General features: G+C 43.4%; 23 protein-coding genes. 15 read left to right on the forward strand and 8 right to left on the reverse strand.

Annotated elements, in window-relative coordinates:
- Positions 1 to 10 precede the first annotated feature (10 nt).
- From MAMP_RS04940 to MAMP_RS04950, 3 genes are read left to right on the forward strand one after another with little or no spacing between them, the layout of a single operon-like run.
- On the forward strand, positions 11 to 1,423 hold the full coding sequence (locus MAMP_RS04940; protein WP_040576200.1) for an ABC transporter permease: 1,413 nt from the start codon (positions 11 to 13) through the stop codon (positions 1,421 to 1,423).
- The gene (locus tag MAMP_RS04945; RefSeq protein WP_007144890.1) at positions 1,420 to 3,447 is read left to right on the forward strand and encodes an ABC transporter ATP-binding protein; all 2,028 of its coding nucleotides are present in this window, start codon (positions 1,420 to 1,422) and stop codon (positions 3,445 to 3,447) included. The genes MAMP_RS04940 and MAMP_RS04945 overlap by 4 nt, the downstream gene beginning before the upstream one ends.
- The gene (locus tag MAMP_RS04950; RefSeq protein ID WP_007144891.1) at positions 3,425 to 3,682 is read left to right on the forward strand and encodes a DUF1244 domain-containing protein; all 258 of its coding nucleotides are present in this window, start codon (positions 3,425 to 3,427) and stop codon (positions 3,680 to 3,682) included. Before MAMP_RS04945 ends, MAMP_RS04950 begins: the two co-directional genes overlap by 23 nt.
- A gap of 19 nt (positions 3,683 to 3,701) precedes the next feature.
- On the opposite strand, the gene MAMP_RS04955 is transcribed toward MAMP_RS04950, so the two are convergent.
- The gene (locus MAMP_RS04955; RefSeq protein ID WP_007144892.1) at positions 3,702 to 3,944 is read right to left on the reverse strand and encodes an anti-sigma factor family protein; all 243 of its coding nucleotides are present in this window, start codon (positions 3,942 to 3,944) and stop codon (positions 3,702 to 3,704) included.
- A gap of 4 nt (positions 3,945 to 3,948) precedes the next feature.
- Positions 3,949 to 4,560 (reverse strand): RNA polymerase sigma factor, encoded by a 612-nt coding sequence (locus tag MAMP_RS04960; RefSeq protein WP_007144893.1) that lies wholly within the window; start codon positions 4,558 to 4,560, stop codon positions 3,949 to 3,951.
- A gap of 95 nt (positions 4,561 to 4,655) precedes the next feature.
- On the opposite strand from MAMP_RS04960, the gene MAMP_RS04965 reads away from it, so the two are divergent.
- The 10 genes from MAMP_RS04965 (at position 4,656) to MAMP_RS05010 (ending at position 16,471) form a co-directional block, all read left to right on the forward strand.
- Positions 4,656 to 4,979 carry an HvfA family oxazolone/thioamide-modified RiPP metallophore gene (locus MAMP_RS04965; RefSeq protein WP_007144894.1) on the forward strand — a complete coding sequence of 108 codons (324 nt, stop codon included), beginning with the start codon at positions 4,656 to 4,658 and terminating at the stop codon, positions 4,977 to 4,979.
- 59 nt (positions 4,980 to 5,038) lie between these two features.
- Positions 5,039 to 5,668, forward strand: coding sequence for an HvfX family Cu-binding RiPP maturation protein (locus MAMP_RS04970; protein WP_007144895.1), 630 nt, complete (start codon positions 5,039 to 5,041; stop codon positions 5,666 to 5,668).
- The gene (msrP, locus tag MAMP_RS04975) at positions 5,669 to 6,628 is read left to right on the forward strand and encodes a protein-methionine-sulfoxide reductase catalytic subunit MsrP (protein ID WP_007144896.1); all 960 of its coding nucleotides are present in this window, start codon (positions 5,669 to 5,671) and stop codon (positions 6,626 to 6,628) included.
- Entirely contained in the window at positions 6,597 to 7,244 is a 648-nt protein-coding gene (locus MAMP_RS04980; RefSeq protein ID WP_007144897.1) for a protein-methionine-sulfoxide reductase heme-binding subunit MsrQ, read from the forward strand. The genes msrP and MAMP_RS04980 overlap by 32 nt, the downstream gene beginning before the upstream one ends.
- A 188-nt stretch (positions 7,245 to 7,432) precedes the next feature.
- On the forward strand, positions 7,433 to 10,087 hold the full coding sequence (gene aceE, locus MAMP_RS04985) for a pyruvate dehydrogenase (acetyl-transferring), homodimeric type (protein ID WP_007144898.1): 2,655 nt from the start codon (positions 7,433 to 7,435) through the stop codon (positions 10,085 to 10,087).
- 3 nt (positions 10,088 to 10,090) lie between these two features.
- Positions 10,091 to 11,416: a dihydrolipoyllysine-residue acetyltransferase gene (locus MAMP_RS04990; RefSeq protein WP_007144899.1), complete on the forward strand. Its 1,326-nt coding sequence runs from the start codon at positions 10,091 to 10,093 to the stop codon at positions 11,414 to 11,416.
- Positions 11,413 to 13,185 (forward strand): dihydrolipoyl dehydrogenase, encoded by a 1,773-nt coding sequence (gene lpdA, locus MAMP_RS04995; protein WP_007144900.1) that lies wholly within the window; start codon positions 11,413 to 11,415, stop codon positions 13,183 to 13,185. The genes MAMP_RS04990 and lpdA overlap by 4 nt, the downstream gene beginning before the upstream one ends.
- A 97-nt stretch (positions 13,186 to 13,282) precedes the next feature.
- Positions 13,283 to 14,083, forward strand: a complete 801-nt coding sequence (locus MAMP_RS05000; protein ID WP_007144901.1) for a DNA adenine methylase — start codon at positions 13,283 to 13,285, stop codon at positions 14,081 to 14,083.
- Positions 14,084 to 14,192: 109 nt separating this feature from the next.
- Positions 14,193 to 15,410 carry an argininosuccinate synthase gene (locus MAMP_RS05005; protein WP_007144902.1) on the forward strand — a complete coding sequence of 406 codons (1,218 nt, stop codon included), beginning with the start codon at positions 14,193 to 14,195 and terminating at the stop codon, positions 15,408 to 15,410.
- A gap of 23 nt (positions 15,411 to 15,433) precedes the next feature.
- Complete coding sequence (locus tag MAMP_RS05010; RefSeq protein ID WP_007144903.1) at positions 15,434 to 16,471, forward strand: GGDEF domain-containing protein; 1,038 nt, start codon at positions 15,434 to 15,436, stop codon at positions 16,469 to 16,471.
- Here MAMP_RS05010 and MAMP_RS05015 read toward each other — a convergent pair.
- From MAMP_RS05015 to purB, 4 genes are read right to left on the reverse strand one after another with little or no spacing between them, the layout of a single operon-like run.
- Positions 16,464 to 17,081, reverse strand: coding sequence for a nitroreductase family protein (locus MAMP_RS05015; protein ID WP_007144904.1), 618 nt, complete (start codon positions 17,079 to 17,081; stop codon positions 16,464 to 16,466). The two genes, MAMP_RS05010 and MAMP_RS05015, sit on opposite strands and share 8 nt — an antisense overlap.
- Before the next feature lie 14 nt (positions 17,082 to 17,095).
- Positions 17,096 to 17,890 carry a secretin N-terminal domain-containing protein gene (locus tag MAMP_RS05020; RefSeq protein WP_007144905.1) on the reverse strand — a complete coding sequence of 265 codons (795 nt, stop codon included), beginning with the start codon at positions 17,888 to 17,890 and terminating at the stop codon, positions 17,096 to 17,098.
- Complete coding sequence (locus tag MAMP_RS05025) at positions 17,887 to 18,387, reverse strand: DUF7931 domain-containing protein (RefSeq protein WP_007144906.1); 501 nt, start codon at positions 18,385 to 18,387, stop codon at positions 17,887 to 17,889. The genes MAMP_RS05020 and MAMP_RS05025 overlap by 4 nt, the downstream gene beginning before the upstream one ends.
- A 2-nt stretch (positions 18,388 to 18,389) precedes the next feature.
- Complete coding sequence (gene purB, locus MAMP_RS05030) at positions 18,390 to 19,757, reverse strand: adenylosuccinate lyase (RefSeq protein ID WP_007144907.1); 1,368 nt, start codon at positions 19,755 to 19,757, stop codon at positions 18,390 to 18,392.
- Between the two features lie 121 nt (positions 19,758 to 19,878).
- On the opposite strand from purB, the gene acnB reads away from it, so the two are divergent.
- Together acnB and MAMP_RS05040 are read left to right on the forward strand one after the other, a co-directional pair.
- Entirely contained in the window at positions 19,879 to 22,410 is a 2,532-nt protein-coding gene (acnB, locus tag MAMP_RS05035) for a bifunctional aconitate hydratase 2/2-methylisocitrate dehydratase (protein ID WP_007144908.1), read from the forward strand.
- Positions 22,411 to 22,490: 80 nt separating this feature from the next.
- Positions 22,491 to 23,198, forward strand: coding sequence for an ABC transporter permease (locus tag MAMP_RS05040; protein WP_007144909.1), 708 nt, complete (start codon positions 22,491 to 22,493; stop codon positions 23,196 to 23,198).
- Here the strand turns inward: MAMP_RS05040 and hflD are convergent.
- Together hflD and mnmA are read right to left on the reverse strand one after the other, a co-directional pair.
- Positions 23,195 to 23,827: a high frequency lysogenization protein HflD gene (hflD, locus tag MAMP_RS05045; RefSeq protein WP_007144910.1), complete on the reverse strand. Its 633-nt coding sequence runs from the start codon at positions 23,825 to 23,827 to the stop codon at positions 23,195 to 23,197. The genes MAMP_RS05040 and hflD overlap by 4 nt on opposite strands.
- A complete protein-coding gene (mnmA, locus tag MAMP_RS05050; protein WP_007144911.1) occupies positions 23,824 to 24,927 on the reverse strand; it encodes a tRNA 2-thiouridine(34) synthase MnmA in 1,104 nt (367 codons plus the stop codon). The genes hflD and mnmA overlap by 4 nt, the downstream gene beginning before the upstream one ends.
- Position 24,928 lies beyond the last annotated feature (1 nt).

A 24,928-nucleotide genomic window follows, 5' to 3' on the forward strand; every position in this document is an offset into this window, starting at 1 on the left:
AAGGCTGACCATGTCGTTTTTGCCCGTATTTCTTTGGACAGACATTTTAATCTTCTTGCTCCTCACAATAATTGTGGCAGCAGTCATCTATATAAGAAGACGTCCTCATCTGTCTGCGCCTTGGAAATCAGTAATAATGCGAAAACGGGGTATGATCTCCGTGATGATTCTGTCCTGCTACGTGGTTATCGGACTACTGGATTCTTTGCATTATCGCCCCGCCATGGAATCTACAGAACCTTCACAACAAACATACTATTCCTCAGAAGTGTTGAGTGTATTTGATTGGTTGGTTTTACCACTTAAACAGCAAATGGAAAAAACCTATTCCGCGCCGTTTTCAGATCGACTGTTTGTTAAAGAAATACAGACAATGAATGACGGCTCGCTTAAATATGATTACCCAAAACTGAAATACGGCGCAGCACATCTTGCTCAAGCAGGGGATAAAAAAGCAGATATTTACCAAACGGTTTTAAAAGCCAGTCTGCTGAGCTTGTTGTTACTGTTTCTGATGTATATTTGTCATGTGGCTGTTGCCTCGCGAGCTAAGCCGAATCAGTTCCCTCGCCAGTTTAAACGTATCTTTCTTAATCAATCTCACTATCCACTCTATACTTTCTATTTCACTGCTTTTTGTCTTCTTTTTGTTGTCCTCAATCTCGCTTTCCTCAGTCAAAATTATCACGTATTCGGCACCGATAAGGTGGGGCAGGATGTGTTATATCAATCCCTGAAAAGTGTTCGTACAGGTTTAGTGATTGGTACCTTAACCACCCTGGTTATGCTGCCGATGGCGATTATGTTGGGTATTGCGGCAGGTTATTTTAGAGGCTGGATAGACGATGTTATTCAGTATATCTATACAACCTTAAATTCGATCCCCGGTGTTTTGTTGATTGCTGCAGCCGTTTTGATTCTGCAGGTTTACATGAATAATCATCCTGAGAATTTTAAAACGATTGCTGAGCGTGCAGATATCAGGCTTTTGTTTTTATGTATTATTTTGGGGATGACCAGTTGGACGGGGTTATGTCGAATTCTGAGGGCTGAAACCCTGAAGTTACGGGAAGCGGAATATGTGATGGCTTCACGTGCGTTGGGTGCAGGCAGTTTTAGTATTTTACATAAACATATTCTGCCTAATCTGATGCATTTGGTACTTATTGCGGTTGTACTCGACTTTAGTGGTTTGGTTCTGGCCGAAGCGGTGTTGTCCTATGTCGGTGTTGGTGTGGATCCTTCGATGATTAGCTGGGGCAATATGATCAATAGTGCACGGCTTGAAATGGCTCGGGAACCCGTGGTTTGGTGGTCTTTAACTGCAGCGTTCATTTCTATGTTTGTGCTGGTTCTGGCAGCTAATTTATTCGCTGATGTTGTTCGTGATGCCTTCGATCCCAGAATGCAGGAGGCAAGATGAGCACGCTATTGGAAGTGAGAGGTTTAAGAACCTGGTTTGGTGATAATAGCGAGCCCTACCGAGCGGTAGATGGGATCGACTTCTGTATTGAAAAAGGCCAGACCTTTGCCTTGCTAGGTGAGTCTGGTTGTGGAAAATCGATGACAGCCTTATCACTTTTAAGGCTGAACCCATACCCAGCAAGTCATATTGTTTCAGGCGAAGTCAGGTTAGCCGGAGAGGAAATTCTGTCTTTATCTGAAGCAGAAATGGAAAAAATTCGTGGCCGTCGGGTTGCTATGATATTTCAGGAACCGCAGAGTTCATTAAATCCGGTGCTGACAGTGGGACAACAGATTGCTGAGGTGTTTCAATGGCACTTCAAGCTGGATAAAAAAGCGATCTACACGCGAACACTCGAATTACTTCACGCTGTCGGTATTCCTGATCCTACTGAACGAATAAATGCTTATCCCCATCAACTATCAGGCGGTATGAAACAACGCGTGATGATTGCCATGGCCTTGGCAGGCGAACCTGAATTACTGATTGCTGATGAGCCGACTACCGCCTTGGATGTCACCATTCAGGCGCAAATTCTCGACTTGTTAAAAGAGATTCAACAAAAGACGGGAATGGCTATTTTATTAATCACCCATGACCTGGGGGTTGTTGCACAAATGGCGGATCATGTCGCGGTAATGTATGCCGGACAGATTGTTGAGTCGGCCAGCCGAGAGCAATTTTTTAATAATACCCAACATCCGTATACACAGAAACTGTTTGAGGCTTTACCTTCTGAACAGAAACGTCAAGAAAAGCTGACAGTTATAAAAGGCAGTGTGCCAGCATTGAATCGACAGTTTAAAGCTTGTCGCTTTGCTGAGCGTTGTGACTTAGCCTGGCAGCATTGTGAAGACGCTGAACCTCGCTGGATTAACAATAACGATCACGGTGTACGTTGTCATTTGTATGATCCAGATATTGATGCTGAGCATATTCAATCTCAAAAGCAGGTATTTAGCTCGCGATTATCTGAAGTTGTTCCAGCGAAAAATGCTATTTTGCAGGTCAGTCAATTAAAAGTGCACTTTCCTATCAAAAAAGGGCTTTTTCAACGCACGATAGGATCGGTTAAGGCTGTTGACGATATTACTTTGGAGCTGCGTTCAGCTGAGACACTTGCTCTGGTGGGCGAATCAGGCTGCGGTAAAACAACGGTGGGTAAAGGGATTTTACAGCTTGTCCCAGTGACTTCAGGTAACGTTATTTTTGAGGGACAAAAACTGAATCGCTTATCGAATCGCGCTTTACGTTCAGTTCGTGCATCCATGCAAATTATTTTTCAGGATCCCTTTGCTTCGATGAATCCGCGAATGACTATTAGTCATGTCATTAGAGAAGGGATGCTGACTTCGAAGATGAAAGACTCAGCCAGCCAAGAGGCAAAAGTGGATGAATTATTAACGCGGGTAGGTTTACGCGCAGATATAAAACATCGCTATCCACACGAATTTTCCGGTGGACAACGCCAGCGTATTTGTATTGCCCGGGCATTGGCTGCTGAGCCTGATTTAATTATTTGTGATGAACCCACCAGTGCCTTAGATGTATCTGTACAGGCGCAGATTTTAAATTTACTGCGTGATATTCAACATGAGTTCGGCCTATCTTTCTTATTTATCACTCACAATATTAGTGTGGTCGACTATTTAGCTCATCGTGTTGCGGTTATGTACTTGGGGCGAATTGTTGAGCAGGGTACTCGTGAGGAAGTGTTAAATAGCCCAAAACATCCCTACACCCAAGCACTGCTTGCCGCAGTACCTAAAATTGCGGCAGACACTCATCTGAGTAAACAAAAACTGGAAGGTGAACTTCCTTCACCAGCCAATCCACCAAAAGGCTGCCACTTTCATCAACGCTGTCCACATGTGATGCCCGTGTGTTTAGAGCAATACCCTGACACGACATTACTGAGTCCAACACATAATGTGAAATGTTTTTTATTTGAGGAAAATTATGGATCAACAAACACAAACTGAACTGGAAGCAGCCGCATTCAGACGTTTACTTGAACATTTACGAGAAAATACTGATGTTCAGAATATTGATTTAATGAATTTGGCAGGCTTCTGTCGTAACTGTTTATCAAAATGGTATTTAGCTGCAGCTGAAGAAAAACAAATCGAAATGGATTACGAGCAAGCACGTGAGTATGTCTATGGAATGCCTTACAGTGAATGGAAGGACAAGTATCAGACAGGACCAAAACAGTAAGTATTTAAACCCTGTGAGCTCATCTAGATTCTGAATCAGACAGAGCTCGCAGCTTTTCTGCTAATGCTTTTGTATCCGTTTGATGTTCTTCTGTCGGATGAATAGTGGCAATGGTATTAATCGTCTGACGAATCTGCTGTAAATAATTACGGCAGCAGCTACAGATAACCAAATGTAAAAACAAACCGATACGTTTTCTCAAAGGCAGATCTCCTTCAAGATAGTTGCTGGCTTCTTCTGCTACATCTTTACATTGAAACATCTGCTTATAGTCCTCGGTACTCTTCAATTTTGTGATGCAATGTAGTCCGTGCCCGGTGTAAAAGCACTCTAGCATTAGACGAACTAATATCAAGAATGTTACAAATTTCTGACATGTCTAGTCCTTCCATATCATACATAGTTAACATAGCGCGCTGATTGGCGGGTAACTGGCGGAAGCTTGTTTCGATAATAATTCGTAGTTGTTCATTTTCTAACAAAGCGTCTGGCGTGTCTTCATCCCAGGGTAGGACGTCATCTAAGCGATGTCCACGTTCATCAAATTTGTCGTGTGAAACAGACTCCCAGCCGTCATCAAGCGAAACTTGACGTTGCTCGCGTTTAAAGCGGGTCTTAGCGCCGTTGCTGGTGATTTGTAATAACCAGGTTTTCAGGCTTGAGCGACCCTCAAAGTTAGGTAATGCTTTGATAGCAGATAACCAGGCATCCTGAACAATTTCATCAGCAAATGCTTCTCCAACAATAGCTCTTGCTACGGTTAACATCAGCCCGTGGTATTGAGATACGACATAGTCAAACGCTTTCGCATCGCCATTGATAAGTTGTTTAATTAAGCTTTGCTCATCGGCGGGACTCAGCTTCACTTTTTTTTTCATTTTGTTTGTAACAATCCTTTGTGAGGCTCGTCTACTATGCAAGACGGGATGAAAGCCCGTTGGAATTTTAACAACAATAGAAGGAAGTAATCATCATGGCAACATTAAATAAATCATCAATCGCTATTGCATCATTTGCAGCAGGTTTAGCGATGGCACCATCAATGGCCAGTGCAGGTAATAACCCATTTGCGTCGACGGAATTGTCGAGTGGCTATATGCAGCTTGCTGAACACCATGCTGAAGAAGGTAAATGTGGTGAAGCGAAATGTGGTGCTGAGAAAAAAGCTGAAGAAGCTAAATGCGGCGCTGAGAAAAAAGCTGAAGAAGGTAAATGTGGTGCAGAGAAAAAAGCCGAAGAAGCGAAATGTGGCGCTGAGAAAAAAGCCCATGAAGCAAGCTGTGGTGGTAATAAATAAAGTACGCTGAAAGGTCAAATAAGGGCTCATTGAGCCCTTATTTTCTTTAGGAGAACCTCATGTTTTGTCGTCTTTATCAAACACTCTTTTATCAGTTGAATAAAACCCGTGCTTTGGACTTTATTGCACCCGTTTTGTTGCGACTATATCTAGCGCCTGTTTTTTGGGTAGCTGCCAACAACAAATGGAATCCGTTTGATGCTGATAGCTCTCTGAATAATACGATTGCCTGGTTTGCTAACCCGGACTGGGGGTTGGGTTTACCTTTTCCAGAGGTCATGGCGTATCTAGCTTGGGGGGCTGAATATTTTGGTGCCATTTTTCTGGTTCTAGGTCTGGGAGTCCGCTTAGTGTCTATTCCGCTAATGATTACGATGATCGTCGCTATGGTCACTGTCCACTGGAAAAATGGCTGGCAAGCAATTCACGACACAATGAGTCCTTTTGCTTCTGCTGATGTCAATGAAGCTATAGAGCGCTTACACAAGGCAAAAGAAATTTTGCAGGAATATGGTCATTATGACTGGTTAACGCAACATGGTAATTTCGTTGTACTGAATAATGGCATTGAGTTTGCGGCAACCTATTTTCTCATGTTGCTCGTTCTATTTTTTATCGGTGCAGGAAACTATTTGAGTGTCGATTACTGGCTGAACAGACGTTGTCAGCAAAGTGGGGAGGGTAAGTAAATGTTTTATAAAAAACAAAAATCTTGGGAAATAGCCGAATCTGAAGTCACCGATTATGAGGTCTATCAAAACCGTCGACAGTTTCTTGGTACAACTCTGGCGGTGGGTTTGGCTGGTGCACTGCCAACAATGGCATTAGCCGATGTGACTGAACAACCGAAGCCCTTCGTTGACGTGAGTAAAAGTCCATTTTCCACCGATGAAGAAAAAACCGATTTTGAGTCCATCACCACCTATAATAATTTTTATGAATTTGGTACATCAAAGCAGGACCCTGCAATCAACGCCACCGCTTTTCCAGATAGCTCTCAACCCTGGAAAGTAGTCATTGATGGTGAATGTGATAAACCCGGCACATACGATTATGAGGACCTGATAAAACCGTTCACGTTAGAAGAACGTATCTACCGAATGCGTTGTGTTGAAGGCTGGTCAATGGTTATTCCATGGATTGGTTTCCCACTGGCAGACTTATTAAAAAAAGCTCAGCCAAACTCCAATGCGAAGTTTGTTGAATTCACTACCTTGTATGACCCTAAACAAATGCCTGGGCAACGGCGTGCTGTGCTTGACTGGCCTTATGTTGAAGGTTTGCGTATTGATGAAGCGATGAATCCTTTGACTTTACTTTCCGTTGGTCTCTATGGCAAAGAGTTATTGGGTCAAAATGGGGCGCCAATACGACTCGTTGTGCCATGGAAATATGGCTTTAAAGGCATAAAGTCAATTGTGCGTATTCGCTTTGTTGAAGAGATGCCTCAGACCGCATGGATGAAAGCTAACGCCAGAGAGTATGGTTTTTATTCGAATGTTAATCCTGATGTCGATCACCCTCGCTGGAGTCAGGCAAAAGAGCGTCGCATAGGGGAGTTTCTGAAACGTAAAACTTTAATGTTTAACGGCTATGGTGAACAGGTGGCAGACTTATATGCAGGCATGGATCTTAAACGTTATTTCTGAACAACGATTGTCAGCAAAGACCAAAGCAAATGTCGTAAAGACGTTGTTGTTTATTGTTTGTCTGCTGCCTCTCATTTATCTTGTCTGGGGACTTTTGACGGATAACCTCGGAGCAAATCCTGTGGAAACCTTAACCAGAAGTTCTGGTTTATGGGCCTTACGTTTTTTATTAATTACTCTGTTGGTGTCGCCTATTCGTTGGTATACCGGCTTAACTGCGATTGTAAAATATCGGCGTATGCTGGGCTTGTATGCATTTTTTTATGCCAGCGTGCATATGCTGTTATATCTCGGCTTGGATCAGCTATTTGATATTCAGGATATCTGGAAGGATATCCTTAAAAGGCCTTTCATTACCGTAGGGTTTATCAGCTTTATACTTTTGTTGCCTCTGGTGATGACATCAACCAACAAAATGATGAAACGACTTGGTGGCAAGCGTTGGAAACGGTTACATCGCTTGACCTATGTAATAGCGACTTTATCCTGCGTGCATTTTCTTATGTTGGTGAAAGCGGATATCCGTGAACCGATCATTTATATGATTCTTCTATCATTTCTCTTCTCCATCAGATTATTTCATTCATTGAATAAAAAAAAGCTGGTCAGCCGCTGAATTTTTTCGCAAACTGCTAAGCAACACCGTGAAGTCGTGGTGTGAACTAACCATAAGTCAGTAAACAAGTTTCTGTTTAAATTCTGTGTCAAGTGGCATTGTATATAGTGGTTTGAGTCATGAATTCAAACAAAAACTGTTACAATGTTCCGCTGTTATTCATCGCGTTATGATTTGAGAAGGTATTTATGACTGATTTTGTCGATCACGATCCACAGGAAACTCAAGAATGGCTTGATGCCCTTGAGTCTGTAATTGAGGCCGGTGGTGAGGAAAAAGCGCACTTTATCATTGAGAAGCTCATTGATATGGCTCGTCGCACCGGGATCAATCTCCCGTATAGCGCTAACACTGCATACGTCAACACCATCCCTGTTGATCAGCAAGAACGCATCCCTGGTGACCAGGCGATGGAACACAAGCTGAGATCTTATATTCGCTGGAATGCTATGGCGATGGTAGTGAAAGCTAATATGAAACCCGGCTCTGTCGGTGGTCATATTGCTAGCTTTTCATCAGCAGCCACCCTTTACGATGTGGGCTTTAACCACTTCTTTAAAGGTGATGAATATGGCAACGGTGCAGATATGGTTTTTGTTCAAGGCCACTCATCACCTGGTATCTATGCTCGTTCATTCCTTGAAGGCAGACTGACCGAAGAACAATTAGAAAATTTCCGTTTCGAAGTAAACGGTAAAGGTCTGTCCTCATACCCACATCCATGGTTGATGCCTGATTATTGGCAGTTCCCAACCGTGTCAATGGGCTTAGGCCCCATCCTCGCCATCTATCAAGCACGCTTCATGAAATATATGCAGCATCGCGATATCGTTAAAACAGAAGGCCGTCATGTCTGGGCTTATCTGGGCGATGGTGAAATGGATGAGCCGGAATCACTAGGTGCGATCACTCTTGCGGGTCGTGAGAAGCTGGATAACCTTATCTATGTAGTTAACTGTAACTTACAGCGTCTGGATGGTCCTGTTCGCGGTAACGGTAAAATCATACAAGAATTAGAAGCCTTATTCCGTGGCGCTGGCTGGAATGTCATTAAAGTCTTATGGGGTAGTGGCTGGGATCAGTTACTAGCTCGTGACACCAATGGCCTGCTACTGAAACGTATGGAAGAAGTGGTTGATGGTGAATACCAGAACTATAAAGCGAAAGATGGTGCTTATGTTCGTAAACACTTCTTTGGCAAATATCCTGAATTGTTAGAAATGGTTTCTGACATGACGGATGAGGATATCTGGCATTTGAGTCGTGGTGGTCATGATCCAAGAAAGATCTACGCTGCATATAAACGAGCTGTAGACCATGTAGGACAACCGACAGTTATCCTTGCTAAAACCGTAAAAGGTTACGGTATGGGTGAAGCCGGTGAAGGCCAAAACACCACGCACCAACAGAAGAAACTGGAAATCGAACAAATGAAACGATTCCGTGATCGTTTCAATATTCCTTTAACCGATGAAGAAGTGGATAAAGTCCCATTCATCAAGCTTAAAGATGACAGCCCAGAGAAGAAATATTTACTGGAACGTCGTAAAGAGTTGGGTGGTTTCTTACCAAAACGTAATAACAGTGCACCTGCACTGAAAATTCCTGAATTAAAGCTGTTTGATGCCGTACTGAAATCAAGCGGTGATCGTGAACTTTCTACCACAATGGCGTTTGTTCGCGTCTTAACAGCACTGATTCGTGATAAACAGATCGGTAAGAATATTGTGCCAATCGTGCCAGACGAAGCCCGTACCTTCGGTATGGAAGGTCTGTTCCGTAGTGTCGGTATTTATTCCTCTTCTGGTCAACGTTATGAGCCTGAAGATTCAGGTAAAGTCATGTGGTACCGTGAAGATACCAAAGGTCAGATTCTGGAAGAAGGCATCAATGAAGCGGGTTCAATGGCTGAATGGGTTTCTGCTGCAACGGCTTACAGTAACTACAACGTTAATATGGTGCCGTTCTATATCTACTACTCGATGTTTGGTTATCAGCGTGTAGGTGATTTATGGTGGTTAGCGGGTGATATTCAAGCTAAAGGTTTCCTCATCGGGGGGACTGCAGGTCGTACGACCCTCAATGGTGAAGGTTTACAACACCAGGATGGTCACAACCTGTTGATGGCAAATGCCATTCCAAACTGCATCAGTTATGACCCAACCTATGCCTACGAAATGGCGGTTATCGTTCATGATGGTATGAAACGTATGTATGAGAAGCAGGAAAATGTCTTCTATTACATCACTGCGATGAATGAAAATTACAAACATCCTGATATGCCTGAAGGTGTCGAAGAGGGCATTATCAAAGGTCTGTATAAATTAAAAACGGGCGGTAAACACAAACTTAAAGCACAGCTTATGGGCAGTGGTACGATTCTACGTGAAGTGGAAGCGGCTGCGGAGTTGCTGGAAAAAGACTGGAAAGTCTCTGCTGATGTGTGGAGCGCGACCAGCATGAATGAATTGGTTCGTGATGGACAAGAGGTTGAACGTCACAATCGCCTCAACCCAACCGCACCGAAGAAACGCAGCTATATTTCTGAATGCTTAGATGATGCAGCTGGTGTTGTGGTTGCAGCAACAGACTATGTACGTTTATATGCAGAACAAATTCGTCCATGGGTTAAAGCGAGCTATACCGTATTAGGTACAGATGGTTTTGGCCGTAGTGATACACGTGAAGCATTGCGTAGCTTCTTTGAAGTTGACCGCTATCATGTAGTGGTTGCAACTCTGCATGCATTAGCCGATGAAGGTCAGATCAAATACGATGTGGTTGCTGATGCAATCAAGAAGTATGAGATTAATGCTGATGCAATCAACCCAGTTAAGGCATAAATAATGGCAGAATTAATTGAGTTAAAAGTTCCTGATATTGGTGACTTTGAGGCAGTCGAAATCATTGAAGTGCTTGTTGCTGTTGGCGATAGCATCGATGAAAACCAAGAAGTCATTACTGTTGAGTCTGATAAAGCGATGATGGAAATTCCAGCATCGCAAGCAGGCGTCATCAAAGAAATGAAAGTAGCCGTTGGTGATAAGGTGAGCGAAGGCACAGTTATCGCTATGCTTGAAGTGGCCGAAGGTGCTGGTGCTTCATCTGCAGAAGAAGCTAAACCCGAAGAAAAAACAGAAAAGCCAGCTGCTGCACCTACTGAAAATCCGCAGCCGAAACCGGAAGCGAAGGTTGAAGCAAGTCCTGCAGCCAATACGCCTCCAGCGGAAGCTATTCCTTATGCACCTGACAATAAATCGGGCATTCGCCGTGCACATGCTTCACCATCAGTACGTCGTTTTGCTCATGATTTAGGGGTCGTTTTAACCTCTGTAACCGGTAGTGGTCCTAAAGGTCGTATCACCAAGGAAGATGTTCAAAACTATGTGAAACAGGTCATGACTGCACCAGCAGCTGCACCTGCTCAGACAGGTAGCGGTATCCCATCAGTACCTGTGGTGAATTTCGAACAGTTTGGTGATGTTGAAACACAAGAGTTATCTCGAATTAAGAGAATTTCTGGCAAACATTTACATGCATGCTGGCTGAATATTCCTCATGTGACTCAGTTTGATGAAGCCGACATTACGGAGTTAGATGCTTTCCGTAAAGAAAATAAAGAAATGGCTGCGAAAAAAGGCGTTAACCTCACACCTTTAGTTTTCATCATGAAAGCGGTTGTTGCCTGTCTGAAACAATTCCCTGAGTTCAACGCGTCACTTAGTGAAGACAAAGAAAGTCTGATCCTGAAAAATTATTACAACCTGGGTGTGGCTGTCGATACACCTAATGGCCTTATGGTGCCAGTAATCAAGGATGTCGATAAAAAAGGTTTCCTTGAATTAGCCGGTGAGCTCGGTGATATCAGTGCCCGTGCACGTGAAGGTTCATTAACAGCCAAAGATTTACAGGGCGGCACATTCTCTATTTCAAGTCTTGGTGGTATTGGTGGACAATTCTTTACACCTATTGTCAATGCACCTGAGGTTGCTATCTTGGGCGTCAGCCGTCATCAAATGAAACCGGTTTGGAATGGAAAAGAGTTTGTTCCACGACTGATGTTGCCATTATCTGTATCGTATGACCATCGTGTTATTGATGGTGCAGCAGGTGCACGCTTTACCGTGATGCTCAGCCAAATGTTGTCCGATATTCGTAAGGTGCTGCTATGAGTGAAATAGAAGTAAAAGTCCCGGATATTGGTGATTTTGATGCTGTTGAAATCATTGAAGTGCTGGTTAGTGAGGGTGATGTTGTTGAAGAAAATCAGGACATTATCACGCTAGAGTCAGACAAGGCTGCGATGGAGATTCCAAGCACGGCCAAAGGTAAAATTGTCAGCTTAAAAGTGGCTGTGGGTGACAAAGTATCGAAAGGTGATGTCATTCTGACGCTTGAAGCTGAACAGCCAGCTGGTGAAAACACGGATTCAAAAGCTCCAGCAACGGAAACTAAAGCTACTGCACCTGCAGCTGAAAAAACGGCACCGACACCCGCAGCGGCGCCGAAAGGTGATGCTGATGTACATGCCGAGGTATTAGTGCTGGGTTCCGGTCCTGGTGGCTACACTGCTGCGTTCAGAGCTGCTGACCTTGGTAAACAGGTTGTGATGGTAGAGCGCCATGAACGTATTGGTGGTGTTTGTCTTAACGTCGGTTGTATTCCATCTAAAGCACTGTTACACACTGCACAGATTATTAATGAAGCTGAAGAAATGTCGCATCACGGGGTTAAATTCAATAAACCTCAGATTGATATTCGTGAATTAGAATCATGGAAAAGCAGTGTTGTTAATCAGCTGACTGGGGGATTAAAAGCCTTAGCCAAAACACGCAAAGTCACGATCATTCAGGGTGAGGGGAGCTTTACCAGTCCAAACACCTTGAAAGTAGAAGGTCCTGATGGCGAGAAAATGATTTCGTTTGATAACTGCATTATTGCTGCCGGTTCTCGTGTCACTAAAATCCCGGTGTTTCCAAATGATGATCCAAGAATGATGGATTCGACCGATGCACTGGAACTGGAAGATGTACCAGAGAAATTATTGGTCATCGGCGGTGGCATTATCGGACTGGAAATGGCGACTGTCTATGATGCCTTAGGATCAAAGATCACCGTCGTTGAATTGCAGGATAGTCTGATTCCGGGTGCAGATAAAGATATCGTAAAACCATTGCTCAAACGTGTGCAGGAAAAATACGACAATATTTACCTGAACACAAAAGTCAGTAATATTGAGCCGAAAGATGACGGTTTATTGGTGACCTTTGAAGGTAAAGAGGCACCTGAACAAGCTATGTTTGACAAAATACTGGTTGCTGTCGGACGCTCACCGAACGGTAAGCTGATTAATGCTGAAGCAGCGGGTGTTATAGTGACTGATCATGGCTTTATTGAAACAGATGGTCAGATGCGTACTAACGTCCCTCATATTTTTGCCATAGGGGATATTGTTGGTCAGCCTATGTTGGCACACAAAGCCACCCATGAAGGTAAAGTTGCTGCTGAAGTTATTGCTGGACAGAAATCGGTATTTGAACCAATGACGATTCCTTCTGTTGCTTACACCGATCCGGAAGTCGCATGGATGGGTATGAGTGAAGATGAAGCGAAAAAACAAGGTATCGACTACGTCAAAGGAGCTTTCCCATGGGCAGCCAGCGGTCGAAGCTTGAGTCTTGGCCGTGATGAAGGTCTGACAAAAGCCTTGTTTGAAAAAGAAACGGGCCGCTTGATTGGTGCTGGTATTGTCGGTCCCAATGCCGGTGAATTAATTGCTGAAGCAGTTTTAGCTTTAGAGATGGGCGCTGATGCAGAAGATATTGGTCTGACTATTCACCCGCATCCAACATTATCTGAAACACTAGGTTTTGCTGCTGAAATGGCGGAAGGTTCGATTACCGATCTGATGCCTCCACGCAAGACATTGCACTCTAAGTAAGCCTGTGTAAACTGGCTATAGCCAGTAATTAATGGGGGTATATCTGTGTTTTACACAGGTATACCCGTTTTTTTGTCTATTATTTTTATTTGAGTTAATGACGAGCAAGGGCCATTTTGATGCCACGTTAAAACCGCCACTCAAATGGGCAGGGGGGAAACGCTGGTTATTACCCGTTCTTAAACGCTACTGGAGTAAACATCAGCAATCCAGACTGGTGGAACCCTTCTGTGGTGGGCTTTCTGTCGCGCTCGGCCTGGCACCTGAGCGTGCGTTACTCAATGATGTCAATCCTGCATTAATCAATTTTTACCAGCATTTAAGTGAAGGACTAGAGGTTGATATATCATTCATTAATGATGAATCAGCTTACTATCATTGTCGTGATGAATTTAATCAACTGAATGCTAAACAAAATAATCCGGCACGTGCAGCACAATTGTTCTATTACTTAAACCGAACGGGTTATAACGGTTTATGTCGTTTTAACAGTAGTGGTGGTTACAATGTGCCTTTCGGTCGCTATAAAACCATTAATTATTTAGAGAGTTTTATTGACTATCAGCCGATTTTGTCCCGTTGGCAATTCAGTTGTCAGGATTTCGAAACAATACCACTCGAATCTATGGATTTTGTGTATGCGGATCCGCCATATGACACGCCTTTTCATCAATATTCACAAAAAGGCTTTAAGTGGGAAGATCAAGAGCGGCTCGCACTTTGGTTAAGTCAGCATGATGGCCCTGTTTTATTATCAAACCAAGCCACAGATAGAATTATTGATTTATATCGAAAACTTGGATTTAGACTTCGATATCTTGATGCTCCACGATTAATAAGTTGTAAAGGAAATGGTCGTAAAGCCGTGAAAGAAGTGCTTGCAATCCGTGGTTTTTGATACAATACGCGTTCTTTTTTATTCAAGTTAATTTCTATCTTGCCGATGTTATTACTATGGTGATTTAGGGATTAAGTCAGCTAATTTTTTACAGGAATAAATATCACCCATGTCTAAGATCAACAAAGTCGTTTTAGCCTATTCAGGTGGACTGGATACTTCCGTTATTTTGAAGTGGTTGCAGGATAAATATGAGTGTGAAGTAGTTACTTTCACAGCTGACCTTGGGCAGGGTGAAGAAGTTGAACCAGCCAGAGCAAAAGCAAAATCGCTAGGTATCAAAGAAATTTACATTGAAGATTTACGTGAAGAGTTTGCGCGTGATTACGTTTTCCCAATGTTTCGTGCGAATGCCATCTATGAAGGCGAATACTTATTAGGCACCTCCATCGCACGTCCATTGATCGCAAAACGTTTGGTTGAGATTGCTAATCAAACCGGTGCTGAAGCGGTTTCACATGGTGCTACAGGTAAAGGTAACGACCAAGTCCGTTTTGAACTTGGTGCCTATGCCTTGAACCCTAACATTAAAGTTATCGCACCTTGGAGAGAATGGGACTTATTGTCTCGTCAAAAGCTACTTGATTACGCTGAACAGCACGGTATTCCAGTAGAAATGAAACAAGGTAAAAAGTCGCCTTATTCGATGGATGCGAACTTGTTACATATCTCCTATGAAGGCGGTATTTTGGAAGATCCATGGGCTGAACCTGAAGAGTCTATGTGGCGTTGGTCTGTGTCACCAGAAAATGCGCCAGACAAAGCAACTTATCTTGAATTAACCTACGAAAAAGGTGATATCACTGCAATTAATGGTGAAGCAATGTCGCCTGCGACTGTGATGACGTATTTGAATAAAGTTGCTGGCGAAAACGGTATCGGTCGCCTGGATATTGTTGAAAATCGTTACGTCGGGATGAAGTCTCGAGGTTGTTATGAAACACCTGCGGGCACAGTAATGTTGAAAGCGCACCGTGCTATTGAATCTTTAACGCTGGACCGAGAAGTTGCACATCTTAAAGATGAATTGATGCCACGTTATGCCTCGCTGATCTATAACGGATACTGGTGGGCACCAGAGCGTGTGATGCTTCAGAAAATGATTGATGAATCACAGCAAACAGTTAACGGTAAAGTACGTATCAAATTATATAAGGGTAATGTTTCTGTGGTTGGTCGTGCGTCAGATACGGATAGCTTGTTTGATGAGTCAATTGCAACGTTTGAAGATGACGCCGGTGCTTATAATCAAAAGGACGCTGAAGGCTTCATCAAATTGAACGCCTTGCGTCTGAAAATTGCTGGGAAGGCAAAGCGTAAGGTCTAACAAACCTCACGCAGGCTTTAAGCATGGACTACAATGAATTATCTGATAAAGCCGCAGAATATATGCGGCTTGCATTGCCTCTGATGCGCAAACATGGAGTGCCAATGACACCAGATAATTATACGGTCTGGTATGAGCATGTATCTGGTGGTAACCAAGAGCTTTCGCTGTCTATCCAAGATATGGTGAAAGAAACGCCGCTATTAAGTGAGAGTCAATGCAAGACCCTGTTCAAGCGATTTTTCAATATAGAAAAAGAGCGTGAAGAAGTTTATCAAATGCGTCTTGAATTGGCGCGCTTGCTGAAAGAAGTCATTAATTTTATCTATAGCAGTGTCATGCATACGGATAAAACGAATCAGCGATTAAACGATCTAATGAGTCGGATTAACCGTGATATGTCTGCTGCAGAAATTCATCAGATTGTCGATGATATTCTCGCTGAAACACGGCAGGCGATGAATAGTGGTGAGTTGCTGACTGAGCGTTTAAATACTGCGATGACTGAGGTAGAAAAACTCAAGAAAGAGTTTGACGTTTCTAAGCAAGAAGCAAAAACAGACACATTGACAGGCTTAGCTAACCGTAAAGCCTTTGATGATGTGGTAAGCAAAGTCACCAATGATGCAGATGATTCCGGGCTGGATGTCTGCATTATCTTCGCCGACCTTGATATGTTTAAAAATATTAATGATAAACATGGGCACTTGGTCGGTGATCAGGTGCTGCGTGTGGTGGCGAATGCATTAAAAGATAGTGTTAAAGGACGTGATCTTGTTGCAAGATACGGTGGTGAGGAATTTGCCATTGTCCTACTGAATACCAGTCTGCAGAATGCAAAAAATGTTGCTGAAAATATTCGTCAGGAAATTGCTTCTAAACGTATACAGCGCAAAGATACCAGGGAGTCACTGGGTGTTATCACCATGTCATTTGGTGTGGCACGTTATGTTAGCTCTGAAGGTAGTGAGAGTTTCATGCAGCGAGCTGACAGAGCTTTATATATGTCTAAGAGGAAAGGGCGCAACTGTGTGTCAGAAGCGCCACCTCCAATCATTTAGTTTCGTCTGGAAACTTGTCTGTAAACAGGACTTCATCTAGCTCTAACTGCCCCGAGCGTGGACGTGCTTCCTGTAGTTTTTTACCGATTGTAATCATCATTACAATGACGTGATCATGAGGCAAATTGATAATTCTTGCCACTTTATCAAAGTCAAAACCATCCATTGGGCATGAATCATAACCCATGCCTTTTGCCATTAACATAATAGTGCTGGCAGCAATGCCGACAGATCGAAAACATTCATCGCGCTGCCCCTGATGATGGTTGGTGTAATAACCTTCAATGGCTGGCAGCATGAAGTCTTGTACTTCTTTTGGAGCATGACGCCAGTAGCGTTGAGGATCTTTCTCCCAGGCATTTAAATCGGCACACAGCACTAATAACATCGACGAATCTGTGACTTGAGCTTGACCGTAACTGGCTTCGCGGATTTCTTGACGAAGCTGTTTATCTTCAACATTAATAAAACGCCAGTGCTGAAGATTAAATGCTGTTGGAGATAATATCGCATGCTCCATTAATGTTCTGACTTCTTCTTTTGTCATTGTGTGGTCAGGGTCATAATGTTTAACAGAACGACGGGTAAGAATCGCTTCTTTGATATCCATAAATACTCTTGTGATTAATTTGAAGATGTTTCGACTTTCAGATAGATAATTTGTTGCTGGCCTTGATGTGTTTGATACTGTTTCAGCCCCTCTTTTTGTTCATGCTGATCTTCTGAAACATAGGCTATTTCTATCCATTGGCCTAATTTGCCATGTACGGTGCTGATAAGGTTACTACTGTTAATTTGCCCATCGTGGCTACGGTCAGAGAAAAAAGGGTGTATTTCTACCTTCACATTATTATCTGACAGCAAAAAGGGGACAGCCATAAATCCTCTTGAGGTCGATATATATTGTGTATTCGAGGCGAAACCGATATTGCCATTGGCGTTAACGAAGTATAGATAGTCTTTTTCTGGTCTAGCATTACCGATATTGATAGCAATCGGCTGTCCAGCAATACCTTGCGCGCTATAACGATTATTTTTATCGTCTTTGCCTTTTGTTGACCATTGTTTTATTGATACTGATGCATTGGGTTCTTCCGTGGACAGTTCGATATTGGCCTGATGACCAGACTGATGATTGAGCTGTTCAGATGTCTGCCAGACAGTGACCAGAACAGACTTCAGAGGAACATCCAGCTTTTTAATCAGCTGTTCAACATTTGCTACAGTAGCGCGATCAGACTTCAAAATAAGCATATTGTCGTACGCTTTTATCGTGGCTGACTCGGGGAGAAAAGGGCGGACTTGATCGACAACCTCACTTGCCAAGCGATGCTTCAGGCTGATGGTATGAATGTCGGAATCTGCAAATAAGCTCTTGCAGAACATTAGTATCGCAACGGTCAGAATGAGTTTTTTCATAATTGCAAACGCCTCGTATTCACATCAAACTGGCTTCTTGACCACATGTCCTCGAAGTCCTTTTTTCTATTACTGACCTGACGTACAGCATCAAAGTCAACTATACCCTCGTAACGGGCAGAATTGGGACAATATAAAAATGCCTTATTATCTATCAATAGATACATATAACGAGATTTCTGATCTTGCTTATCTGCAATATGAATTTGAATTTTACTGGACAACCTCTGCGCTAAAGGAATAAGTAAATGCCTTTGGGCAGTTGTTTGCTGAGTACTGTGCACTAAAAAGCGAATACCGCAGCGCTGGCTTTGGTTAATAAAGGCGATTAATTTATCGACGACAATTTGATTATTGAATAAAACACTATCCAACTCAGGTCCACAAAAACAAATTTCCTGTCTGGCGGACTCGATGAGTTCGATAGTGTAGCGGCTTGCATATTCCCGACTGTCGAACGGTATAGATTGATCGTCAGTCGGGATACTCTCACTCATGCTTAACCGTTTTTGGCTTGTTCTGCTGCGTTGCCAAGATAATTAGCGGGTGTCATCGCCTTTAATTTATCTTTGGCTTCTTGAGGCATATCAAGTCCATCAATGAACGCTTGCATGATGTCTTTATTAACGCGTTGGCCACGCGTTAAATCTTTCAGCTTTTCATATGGATTTTCAATACCGTAACGACGCATCACCGTTTGGATTGGTTCAGCTAATAATTCCCAGTTAGCATCCAAATCAGCGGCCATAACCTCAGGTGCAGGGTCAAGTTTGCTGATGCCTTTTAATGCTGAGCTGTATGACAATAGTGAATGTGCAAAACCTACGCCTAAGTTGCGTAATACAGTAGAGTCAGTCAGATCTCGCTGCCATCTGGAAATAGGCAATTTGAGCGCTAAATGATCAAATACAGCATTGGCTATGCCCAGATTGCCCTCAGCATTTTCAAAGTCGATGGGATTCACTTTATGGGGCATGGTCGAAGAACCAATTTCGCCTTTCACGGTTTTTTGTTTGAAGTAACCGATAGAGATATAACTCCAGACGTCACGACAGAAATCAATCAGCACAGTATTGAATCGAATCATGGCCTGAAATAATTCAGCCATATAGTCATGGGGTTCAATTTGTGTTGTGTATTTATTCCAACGCAGTCCGAGTCCTGTCACAAAGGCATTTGCCATCATTGGCCAGTCAACATCAGGGTAGGCTGCATAATGAGCATTATAATTACCTACAGCGCCGTTCATTTTACCGTATAGTAAAACAGCTGCTACATGGGTGCGTTGCAGCTCCAGACGCTGTACCACATTGGCCAACTCTTTACCTAATGTGGTTGGTGAAGCAGGTTGACCATGGGTACGCGACATCATTGGTGTATCAGTATGTTGTTGTGCCACCTTACGGATAGCAGCAATAACGGTATCCATTTCTGGCAAAATCACTTTCTCACGAGCATTTTTCAGCATGATGCCGTAAGCCGTATTATTGATATCTTCTGAAGTGCAGGCAAAGTGAACGAATTCACTGACGGCGTTCAGTTCTGCATTGTCTTTAAATTTTCTTTTGATGAAATATTCAACGGCTTTAACATCGTGATTCGTTTCACGCTCAATATTTTTTATTTCCTGAGCATCTTCAACCGAGAAGTTATTAATAATGTTATCTAAAAAAGCTTCTGCTTCTTGACTAAGTTTCGGTACTTCCTGAATACTGGCATTATTACCGAGTAAATGTAGCCAGCGAAGTTCTACTTCTACACGGGCGCGCAGTAGTCCATACTCACTAAAGAATGGGCGCAGCGCTTCAGTTTTTCCGGCATAGCGGCCATCAACCGGTGAAATCGCGGTCAAAGCGGTTAAATCCATGAATACTCCGATGAAAGATTTAGTTAATAAATTTGTGCGAAATTATAGCAGAGTTCGCTCGTACTAAACGCTTTCAGGTAAAATGTCACCGTTTCATTCTCAAACTTTGGGGTACACATACGTGCTGAAAGAATATCAATCGCAAGTTGAAGAACGTGCCAAACTTGGCTTACCACCGTTACCACTTGATGCTGAACAAGTTTCTACCTTAGTCGAACAACTCAAAAATGGCAGTGATGACAGTGAAGCATTACTCGAACTCCTGATTCACAGAGTTCCGCCAGGCGTCGACCAAGCGGCCTATGTGAAAGCAGGCTTTCTCACCGATATCGGAAAAGGTGAAGTTAAATGTGCTTTGATTTCACCCGTAAAGGCGACTGAATTACTCGGTACGATGATGGGTGGTTACAATGTGCAATCATTGATTCAGCTACTTGATATTGAAGAAACAGCGGCGACGGCTGAGAAAGCATTATGCAAAACATTGATGGTTTACGATGCGTATCATGACGTGGTTGAAAAAGCTGAAACCAATGACTATGCAAAGCGCGTATTACAATCTTGGGCTGACGCTGAGTGGTTTACCTCACGACCTAAATTAGCAGAACAGATCACGCTAACGGTATTTAAAGTCCCGGGCGAGACGAATACGGATGATTTATCACCAGCAACTGAAGCCTGGAGCCGCCCAGATATTCCATTACATGCAAAAGCCATGCTTGTCAGCAAAATGGATGATCCCATTGGTGATATCGAGAAATTGAAAGAAAAGGGCCATCCACTGGCATTTGTCGGTGACGTGGTGGGAACCGGATCTTCAAGAAAATCAGCGATCAACTCAGTGTTGTGGCATATGGGCCACGATATCCCTTATGTACCTAATAAACGTCAGGGTGGCGTCATTCTCGGTAACAATATTGCTCCTATCTTCTTTAATACAGCCGAAGATTCTGGCGCGATGCCGATTGAATGTGATGTCCAGAACATGGAAACAGGTGATGTTATTACGATTCTGCCTTATGAAGGCAAGATATTAAACGAAGCGGGCAACGTCATCAGTGAATTCAGTATGCGTCCAACCACACTGGCTGATGAGGTGCGTGCCGGAGGTCGTATTCCACTAATCATTGGTCGTGGCCTGACTGATAAAGCCCGTGAAACACTCGGCTTACCTCCCTCTGATATTTTTGTACGCCCAGTTGAACCTGTTGATACCGGTAAAGGTTTCACACTGGCGCAGAAAATGGTTGGCCGTGCTTGTGGTGTGGATGGCGTTCGTCCTAACAGTTACTGCGAACCTAAGGTCACTACTGTTGGTTCACAGGATACAACGGGTGCCATGACGCGTGATGAGTTAAAAGAATTAGCCTGTTTAGGTTTTTCTGCTGACCTGGTTATGCAGTCTTTCTGTCATACCGCTGCTTATCCAAAACCAGTTGATATTAAGTTACAGCATGAACTACCTGACTTTATCAGTACACGTGGTGGTGTTTCATTACGTCCAGGCGACGGTATTATTCACTCGTGGTTAAACCGCATGATTTTGCCTGATACCGTGGGTACGGGTGGTGACTCGCATACTCGTTTCCCCATTGGTATTAGTTTCCCGGCTGGCTCAGGCCTGGTGGCATTTGGTGCTGCTCTTGGGGTCATGCCACTGGATATGCCGGAGTCAGTGCTGGTTAAATTTAAAGGGGAAATGCAGCCCGGCATCACCTTGCGTGACCTGGTAAATGCGATTCCATACGCCGCTATTCAACAAGGTTTATTAACGGTTGAGAAAAAAGGTAAGAAAAATATTTTCAATGGCCGCGTGCTGGAAATTGAAGGTTTGCCTGATCTGAAAGTGGAACAGGCGTTTGAATTATCTGATGCCTCAGCTGAACGTAGCGCGAATGGTTGTACCGTTCGTCTTAACAAAGAACCTATCATTGAGTTTTTAAATTCAAATATGGCGCTGATGGAATGGATGATTGCTGAAGGTTATCAGGATGAACGTACATTACGTCGTCGTATTGATAGCATGAAAGCCTGGTTAGATGATCCACAATTACTAGAGCCTGATGCTGATGCGGAATATGCTGCGGTGATTGAGATTGATCTCAATGAAATCAAAGAACCTCTACTCGCTTGTCCAAATGATCCTGATGACATTAAACCGTTGTCAGAATTACAAGGCAATAAAATTGATGAAGTGTTTATTGGCTCATGCATGACTAATATTGGTCATTATCGTGCTGCGAGTAAAGTGTTGGAAAATATGCGTAATTTGCCTGTGAAATTATGGATTGCGCCGCCTACTAAAATGGATAAATACCAGCTGACTGAAGAAGGGGTTTACAGTACATTTGGACGTGTAGGTGCCCGTACAGAAACACCAGGATGTTCTTTATGTATGGGCAATCAGGCTCGGGTAGCTGATGGAGCGACCGTGGTTTCTACATCAACACGTAATTTCCCGAATCGTTTGGGTAATAATGCCGATGTCTATCTGTCTTCTGCTGAGCTTGCTGCAGTGGTGGCCAGTATAGGACGTTTACCCACCGTTGCCGAATATCTTGAAGCGGTAGCAGGAATTAAACCGATGGCGGCAGAAATTTATCGTTATCTCAACTTCCATGAGATGGATGAATATCGACGTGCTGCCAGCTAATTACTAGTCGTATCGTATTAAACTAAAAAGGCTGTTTTTGTGATAAAAACAGCCTTTTTTATATCTGAGAAAATATAAGCATGAATACATCGGTGCAAGTTATTTCGAATTTCCAACTGACTCTAGCTTTTATTCCAGTGGTTGTTGTTTTGCTGATGATGCTGCATTGGTCGCTCAAAGCGGGTTTTGCCGTTTATGCACTGATTCGCATGTTGATTCAGTTGCTACTCGTCGGATATGTGTTAACAACGGTATTTGCTGCTGAACAATCCTGGGTAGTGATGCTGGTGATGTTTATCATGGTGAGTGCAGCCAGCTGGATTGCATTAGGCACCGTTCAGGCTCAACGTCGGCAGTTGTATCCGCTTGCTTTTCTTAGCATTTTGTTGGGCGGCGGGCTGACGCTGATGTTAGTAACACAGAGTGTGATCGGGTTATCGCCATGGTTTGAGCCGCGATATATGATTCCATTAGCGGGGATGATCTTCGCTAATGCGATGAATAGTATCAGCCTGGCCGCAGAGCGTTTATCAGCTGAACTTGCAAGAAATATCGATTACCTGAGCGCTAGAAATGAAGCCTTTCAGGCTGCATTCATTCCTACGATTAATTCGATGTTGGCTGTGGGACTGGTGTCTTTACCAGGCATGATGACCGGACAAATTTTATCGGGCGTATCGCCAATTACTGCTGCCCATTATCAGATCGTAGTGATGTGTATGATTTTTGGTGGCTCAGGTTTATCGATTATTCTTTTCTTATGGCTGGCTAAAGCCCGTTTTAGCTAGACTTCACGCGATAGTGCTTCAGTAGCACTAAGTAGTTTTCCGCTCTGAAATAGAAACTGCCAGCGCCGTCCACCTTTCTGTTGCCATAACACGGCAGCGCGAATACCACTAAGAAGTAGGGCTCTTACTCGGTTAATATTGTCTGGCTGTTGTAAAAATCCGGGATCACCATAGACCTGAATTCTTGGCTTTAACTCACTCAAGGTACGTTGATAGATATCGGCAAAACGAGCGATGACTTGGGGCGACATAATATCGCCGAAATAATCAATTTGTGCAGGCACTTGCTGAATTTCACGATCAATCAACGCCAGCATTTCCGGCTGCTTGGCTAATTGTCGCTCTAGGTGAAGAAGACTGATGACATAACGTAATAAGGTCACATCTTTTTTGTCTTTTTTCTTTGATAGCTGGGTATTAAGTGCTTCAATTCCAGTTCGTAATTGACTGACTGAACCATACACAGACTCTGTATCAGGTGCATTTTCTACCAGTAAGCTTTCCAGCATTACTTTCATATCAGCACTGTTTACCTGACCGGTTTCAGCAACTTGTTGAACTAATGAGGCGGCTTGAACAACAGCGGAAATGGCAATTGTCCGGTCACGTAAACGCGGATTAAGACTCATGGATGAATACCGGGTGCATCAGTGGAGACGATGATACCGCCACCCAGGCAGTCATCATCCAGATAGAACACAACAGATTGACCAGGCGTCACTGCACGCTGTTTTTCGTCAAATTCAACATGGATGTTACCGTTATCATCCTGAGTAATGGTGCATGCCTGATCAGGTTGACGGTAGCGAGTTTTCGCTGCTGCCCGACAAGGAAATTCAGGCGGATGACCCGCCACCCATGACAGTTCTTCAGCGACCAGATTTTGACTCCATAACCAGGGGTGATCCCCCTGAACAACGTAAAGAATCTGATTATCCATATCTTTACCGGCGACAAACCACGGCTCACCTGTACTGTCTTTACGCCCGCCGATGCCCAAACCTTGGCGTTGTCCGAGGGTGTAATACATTAGCCCTGCGTGATCACCAATTATTTCACCTTCAGGTGTGCGCATTTCACCAGGTTGTGCCGGTATGTAGCGGCTCAAAAATTCGCGAAAGTGGCGTTCACCAATAAAACAAATGCCTGTACTGTCTTTTTTATCGTGATTGATAAAACCGGCTTGTTCAGCGATACGTCTTACTTCTGTTTTAGGTAAATCACCCAAAGGGAAGCGTGTGCGTGATAGCTGTTCCTGTCCCAAAGTATACAAAAAGTAGCTTTGATCCTTTTTATGATCCTGACCTTTGAGGAGATGGAACTGGCCATTTCGTTCTTCAACTCTTGCATAGTGGCCAGTGGCAATAATGTCACCGCCCAATTCAATCGCATGATCGAGAAAGGTTTTAAATTTGATTTCACGATTACAAAGAATATCCGGGTTTGGGGTACGACCTGCACGATACTCATCGAGAAAATGTTTAAAAACATAATCCCAGTATTCCATGGCAAAGTTGGCTTCATGAAAGGGGATACCAACTGTCTCAGCCACAGAGCTGGCGTCTTTACGGTCTTCTTCAACGGTACATTCGCTTTCATCTGCAAAATCAACCCAATTCTTCATAAACAGCCCTTCAACATGATCAAATTGCTGTTTTAGCAATAATGCGGCTACAGAAGAATCGACGCCGCCGGAGAGTCCGACGACTACTTTATTATCATTACTCATA

The sequence above is a fragment of the Methylophaga thalassica MP genome, from assembly GCF_000214595.1.
GTDB classification, from domain to species: Bacteria; Pseudomonadota; Gammaproteobacteria; order Nitrosococcales; family Methylophagaceae; genus Methylophaga; species Methylophaga thalassica.

Coding starts and splice junctions, on each gene's coding strand:
- MAMP_RS05040 (WP_007144909.1), top strand. CDS start 22,491: ATGAATACATCGGTGCAAGTTATTTCGAATTTCCAACTGACTCTAGCT.
- MAMP_RS04955 (WP_007144892.1), bottom strand. CDS start 3,944: ATGTTTCAATGTAAAGATGTAGCAGAAGAAGCCAGCAACTATCTTGAA.
- MAMP_RS05025 (WP_007144906.1), bottom strand. CDS start 18,387: ATGAGTGAGAGTATCCCGACTGACGATCAATCTATACCGTTCGACAGT.
- aceE (WP_007144898.1), top strand. CDS start 7,433: ATGACTGATTTTGTCGATCACGATCCACAGGAAACTCAAGAATGGCTT.
- MAMP_RS04980 (WP_007144897.1), top strand. CDS start 6,597: ATGCAGGCATGGATCTTAAACGTTATTTCTGAACAACGATTGTCAGCA.
- mnmA (WP_007144911.1), bottom strand. CDS start 24,927: ATGAGTAATGATAATAAAGTAGTCGTCGGACTCTCCGGCGGCGTCGAT.
- msrP (WP_007144896.1), top strand. CDS start 5,669: ATGTTTTATAAAAAACAAAAATCTTGGGAAATAGCCGAATCTGAAGTC.
- MAMP_RS04970 (WP_007144895.1), top strand. CDS start 5,039: ATGTTTTGTCGTCTTTATCAAACACTCTTTTATCAGTTGAATAAAACC.
- purB (WP_007144907.1), bottom strand. CDS start 19,757: ATGGATTTAACCGCTTTGACCGCGATTTCACCGGTTGATGGCCGCTAT.
- MAMP_RS05015 (WP_007144904.1), bottom strand. CDS start 17,081: ATGGATATCAAAGAAGCGATTCTTACCCGTCGTTCTGTTAAACATTAT.
- MAMP_RS05000 (WP_007144901.1), top strand. CDS start 13,283: ATGACGAGCAAGGGCCATTTTGATGCCACGTTAAAACCGCCACTCAAA.
- MAMP_RS04965 (WP_007144894.1), top strand. CDS start 4,656: ATGGCAACATTAAATAAATCATCAATCGCTATTGCATCATTTGCAGCA.
- MAMP_RS05005 (WP_007144902.1), top strand. CDS start 14,193: ATGTCTAAGATCAACAAAGTCGTTTTAGCCTATTCAGGTGGACTGGAT.
- MAMP_RS04950 (WP_007144891.1), top strand. CDS start 3,425: ATGGATCAACAAACACAAACTGAACTGGAAGCAGCCGCATTCAGACGT.
- MAMP_RS04940 (WP_040576200.1), top strand. CDS start 11: ATGTCGTTTTTGCCCGTATTTCTTTGGACAGACATTTTAATCTTCTTG.
- lpdA (WP_007144900.1), top strand. CDS start 11,413: ATGAGTGAAATAGAAGTAAAAGTCCCGGATATTGGTGATTTTGATGCT.
- hflD (WP_007144910.1), bottom strand. CDS start 23,827: ATGAGTCTTAATCCGCGTTTACGTGACCGGACAATTGCCATTTCCGCT.
- MAMP_RS05020 (WP_007144905.1), bottom strand. CDS start 17,890: ATGAAAAAACTCATTCTGACCGTTGCGATACTAATGTTCTGCAAGAGC.
- MAMP_RS05010 (WP_007144903.1), top strand. CDS start 15,434: ATGGACTACAATGAATTATCTGATAAAGCCGCAGAATATATGCGGCTT.
- MAMP_RS04945 (WP_007144890.1), top strand. CDS start 1,420: ATGAGCACGCTATTGGAAGTGAGAGGTTTAAGAACCTGGTTTGGTGAT.
- MAMP_RS04990 (WP_007144899.1), top strand. CDS start 10,091: ATGGCAGAATTAATTGAGTTAAAAGTTCCTGATATTGGTGACTTTGAG.
- MAMP_RS04960 (WP_007144893.1), bottom strand. CDS start 4,560: ATGAAAAAAAAAGTGAAGCTGAGTCCCGCCGATGAGCAAAGCTTAATT.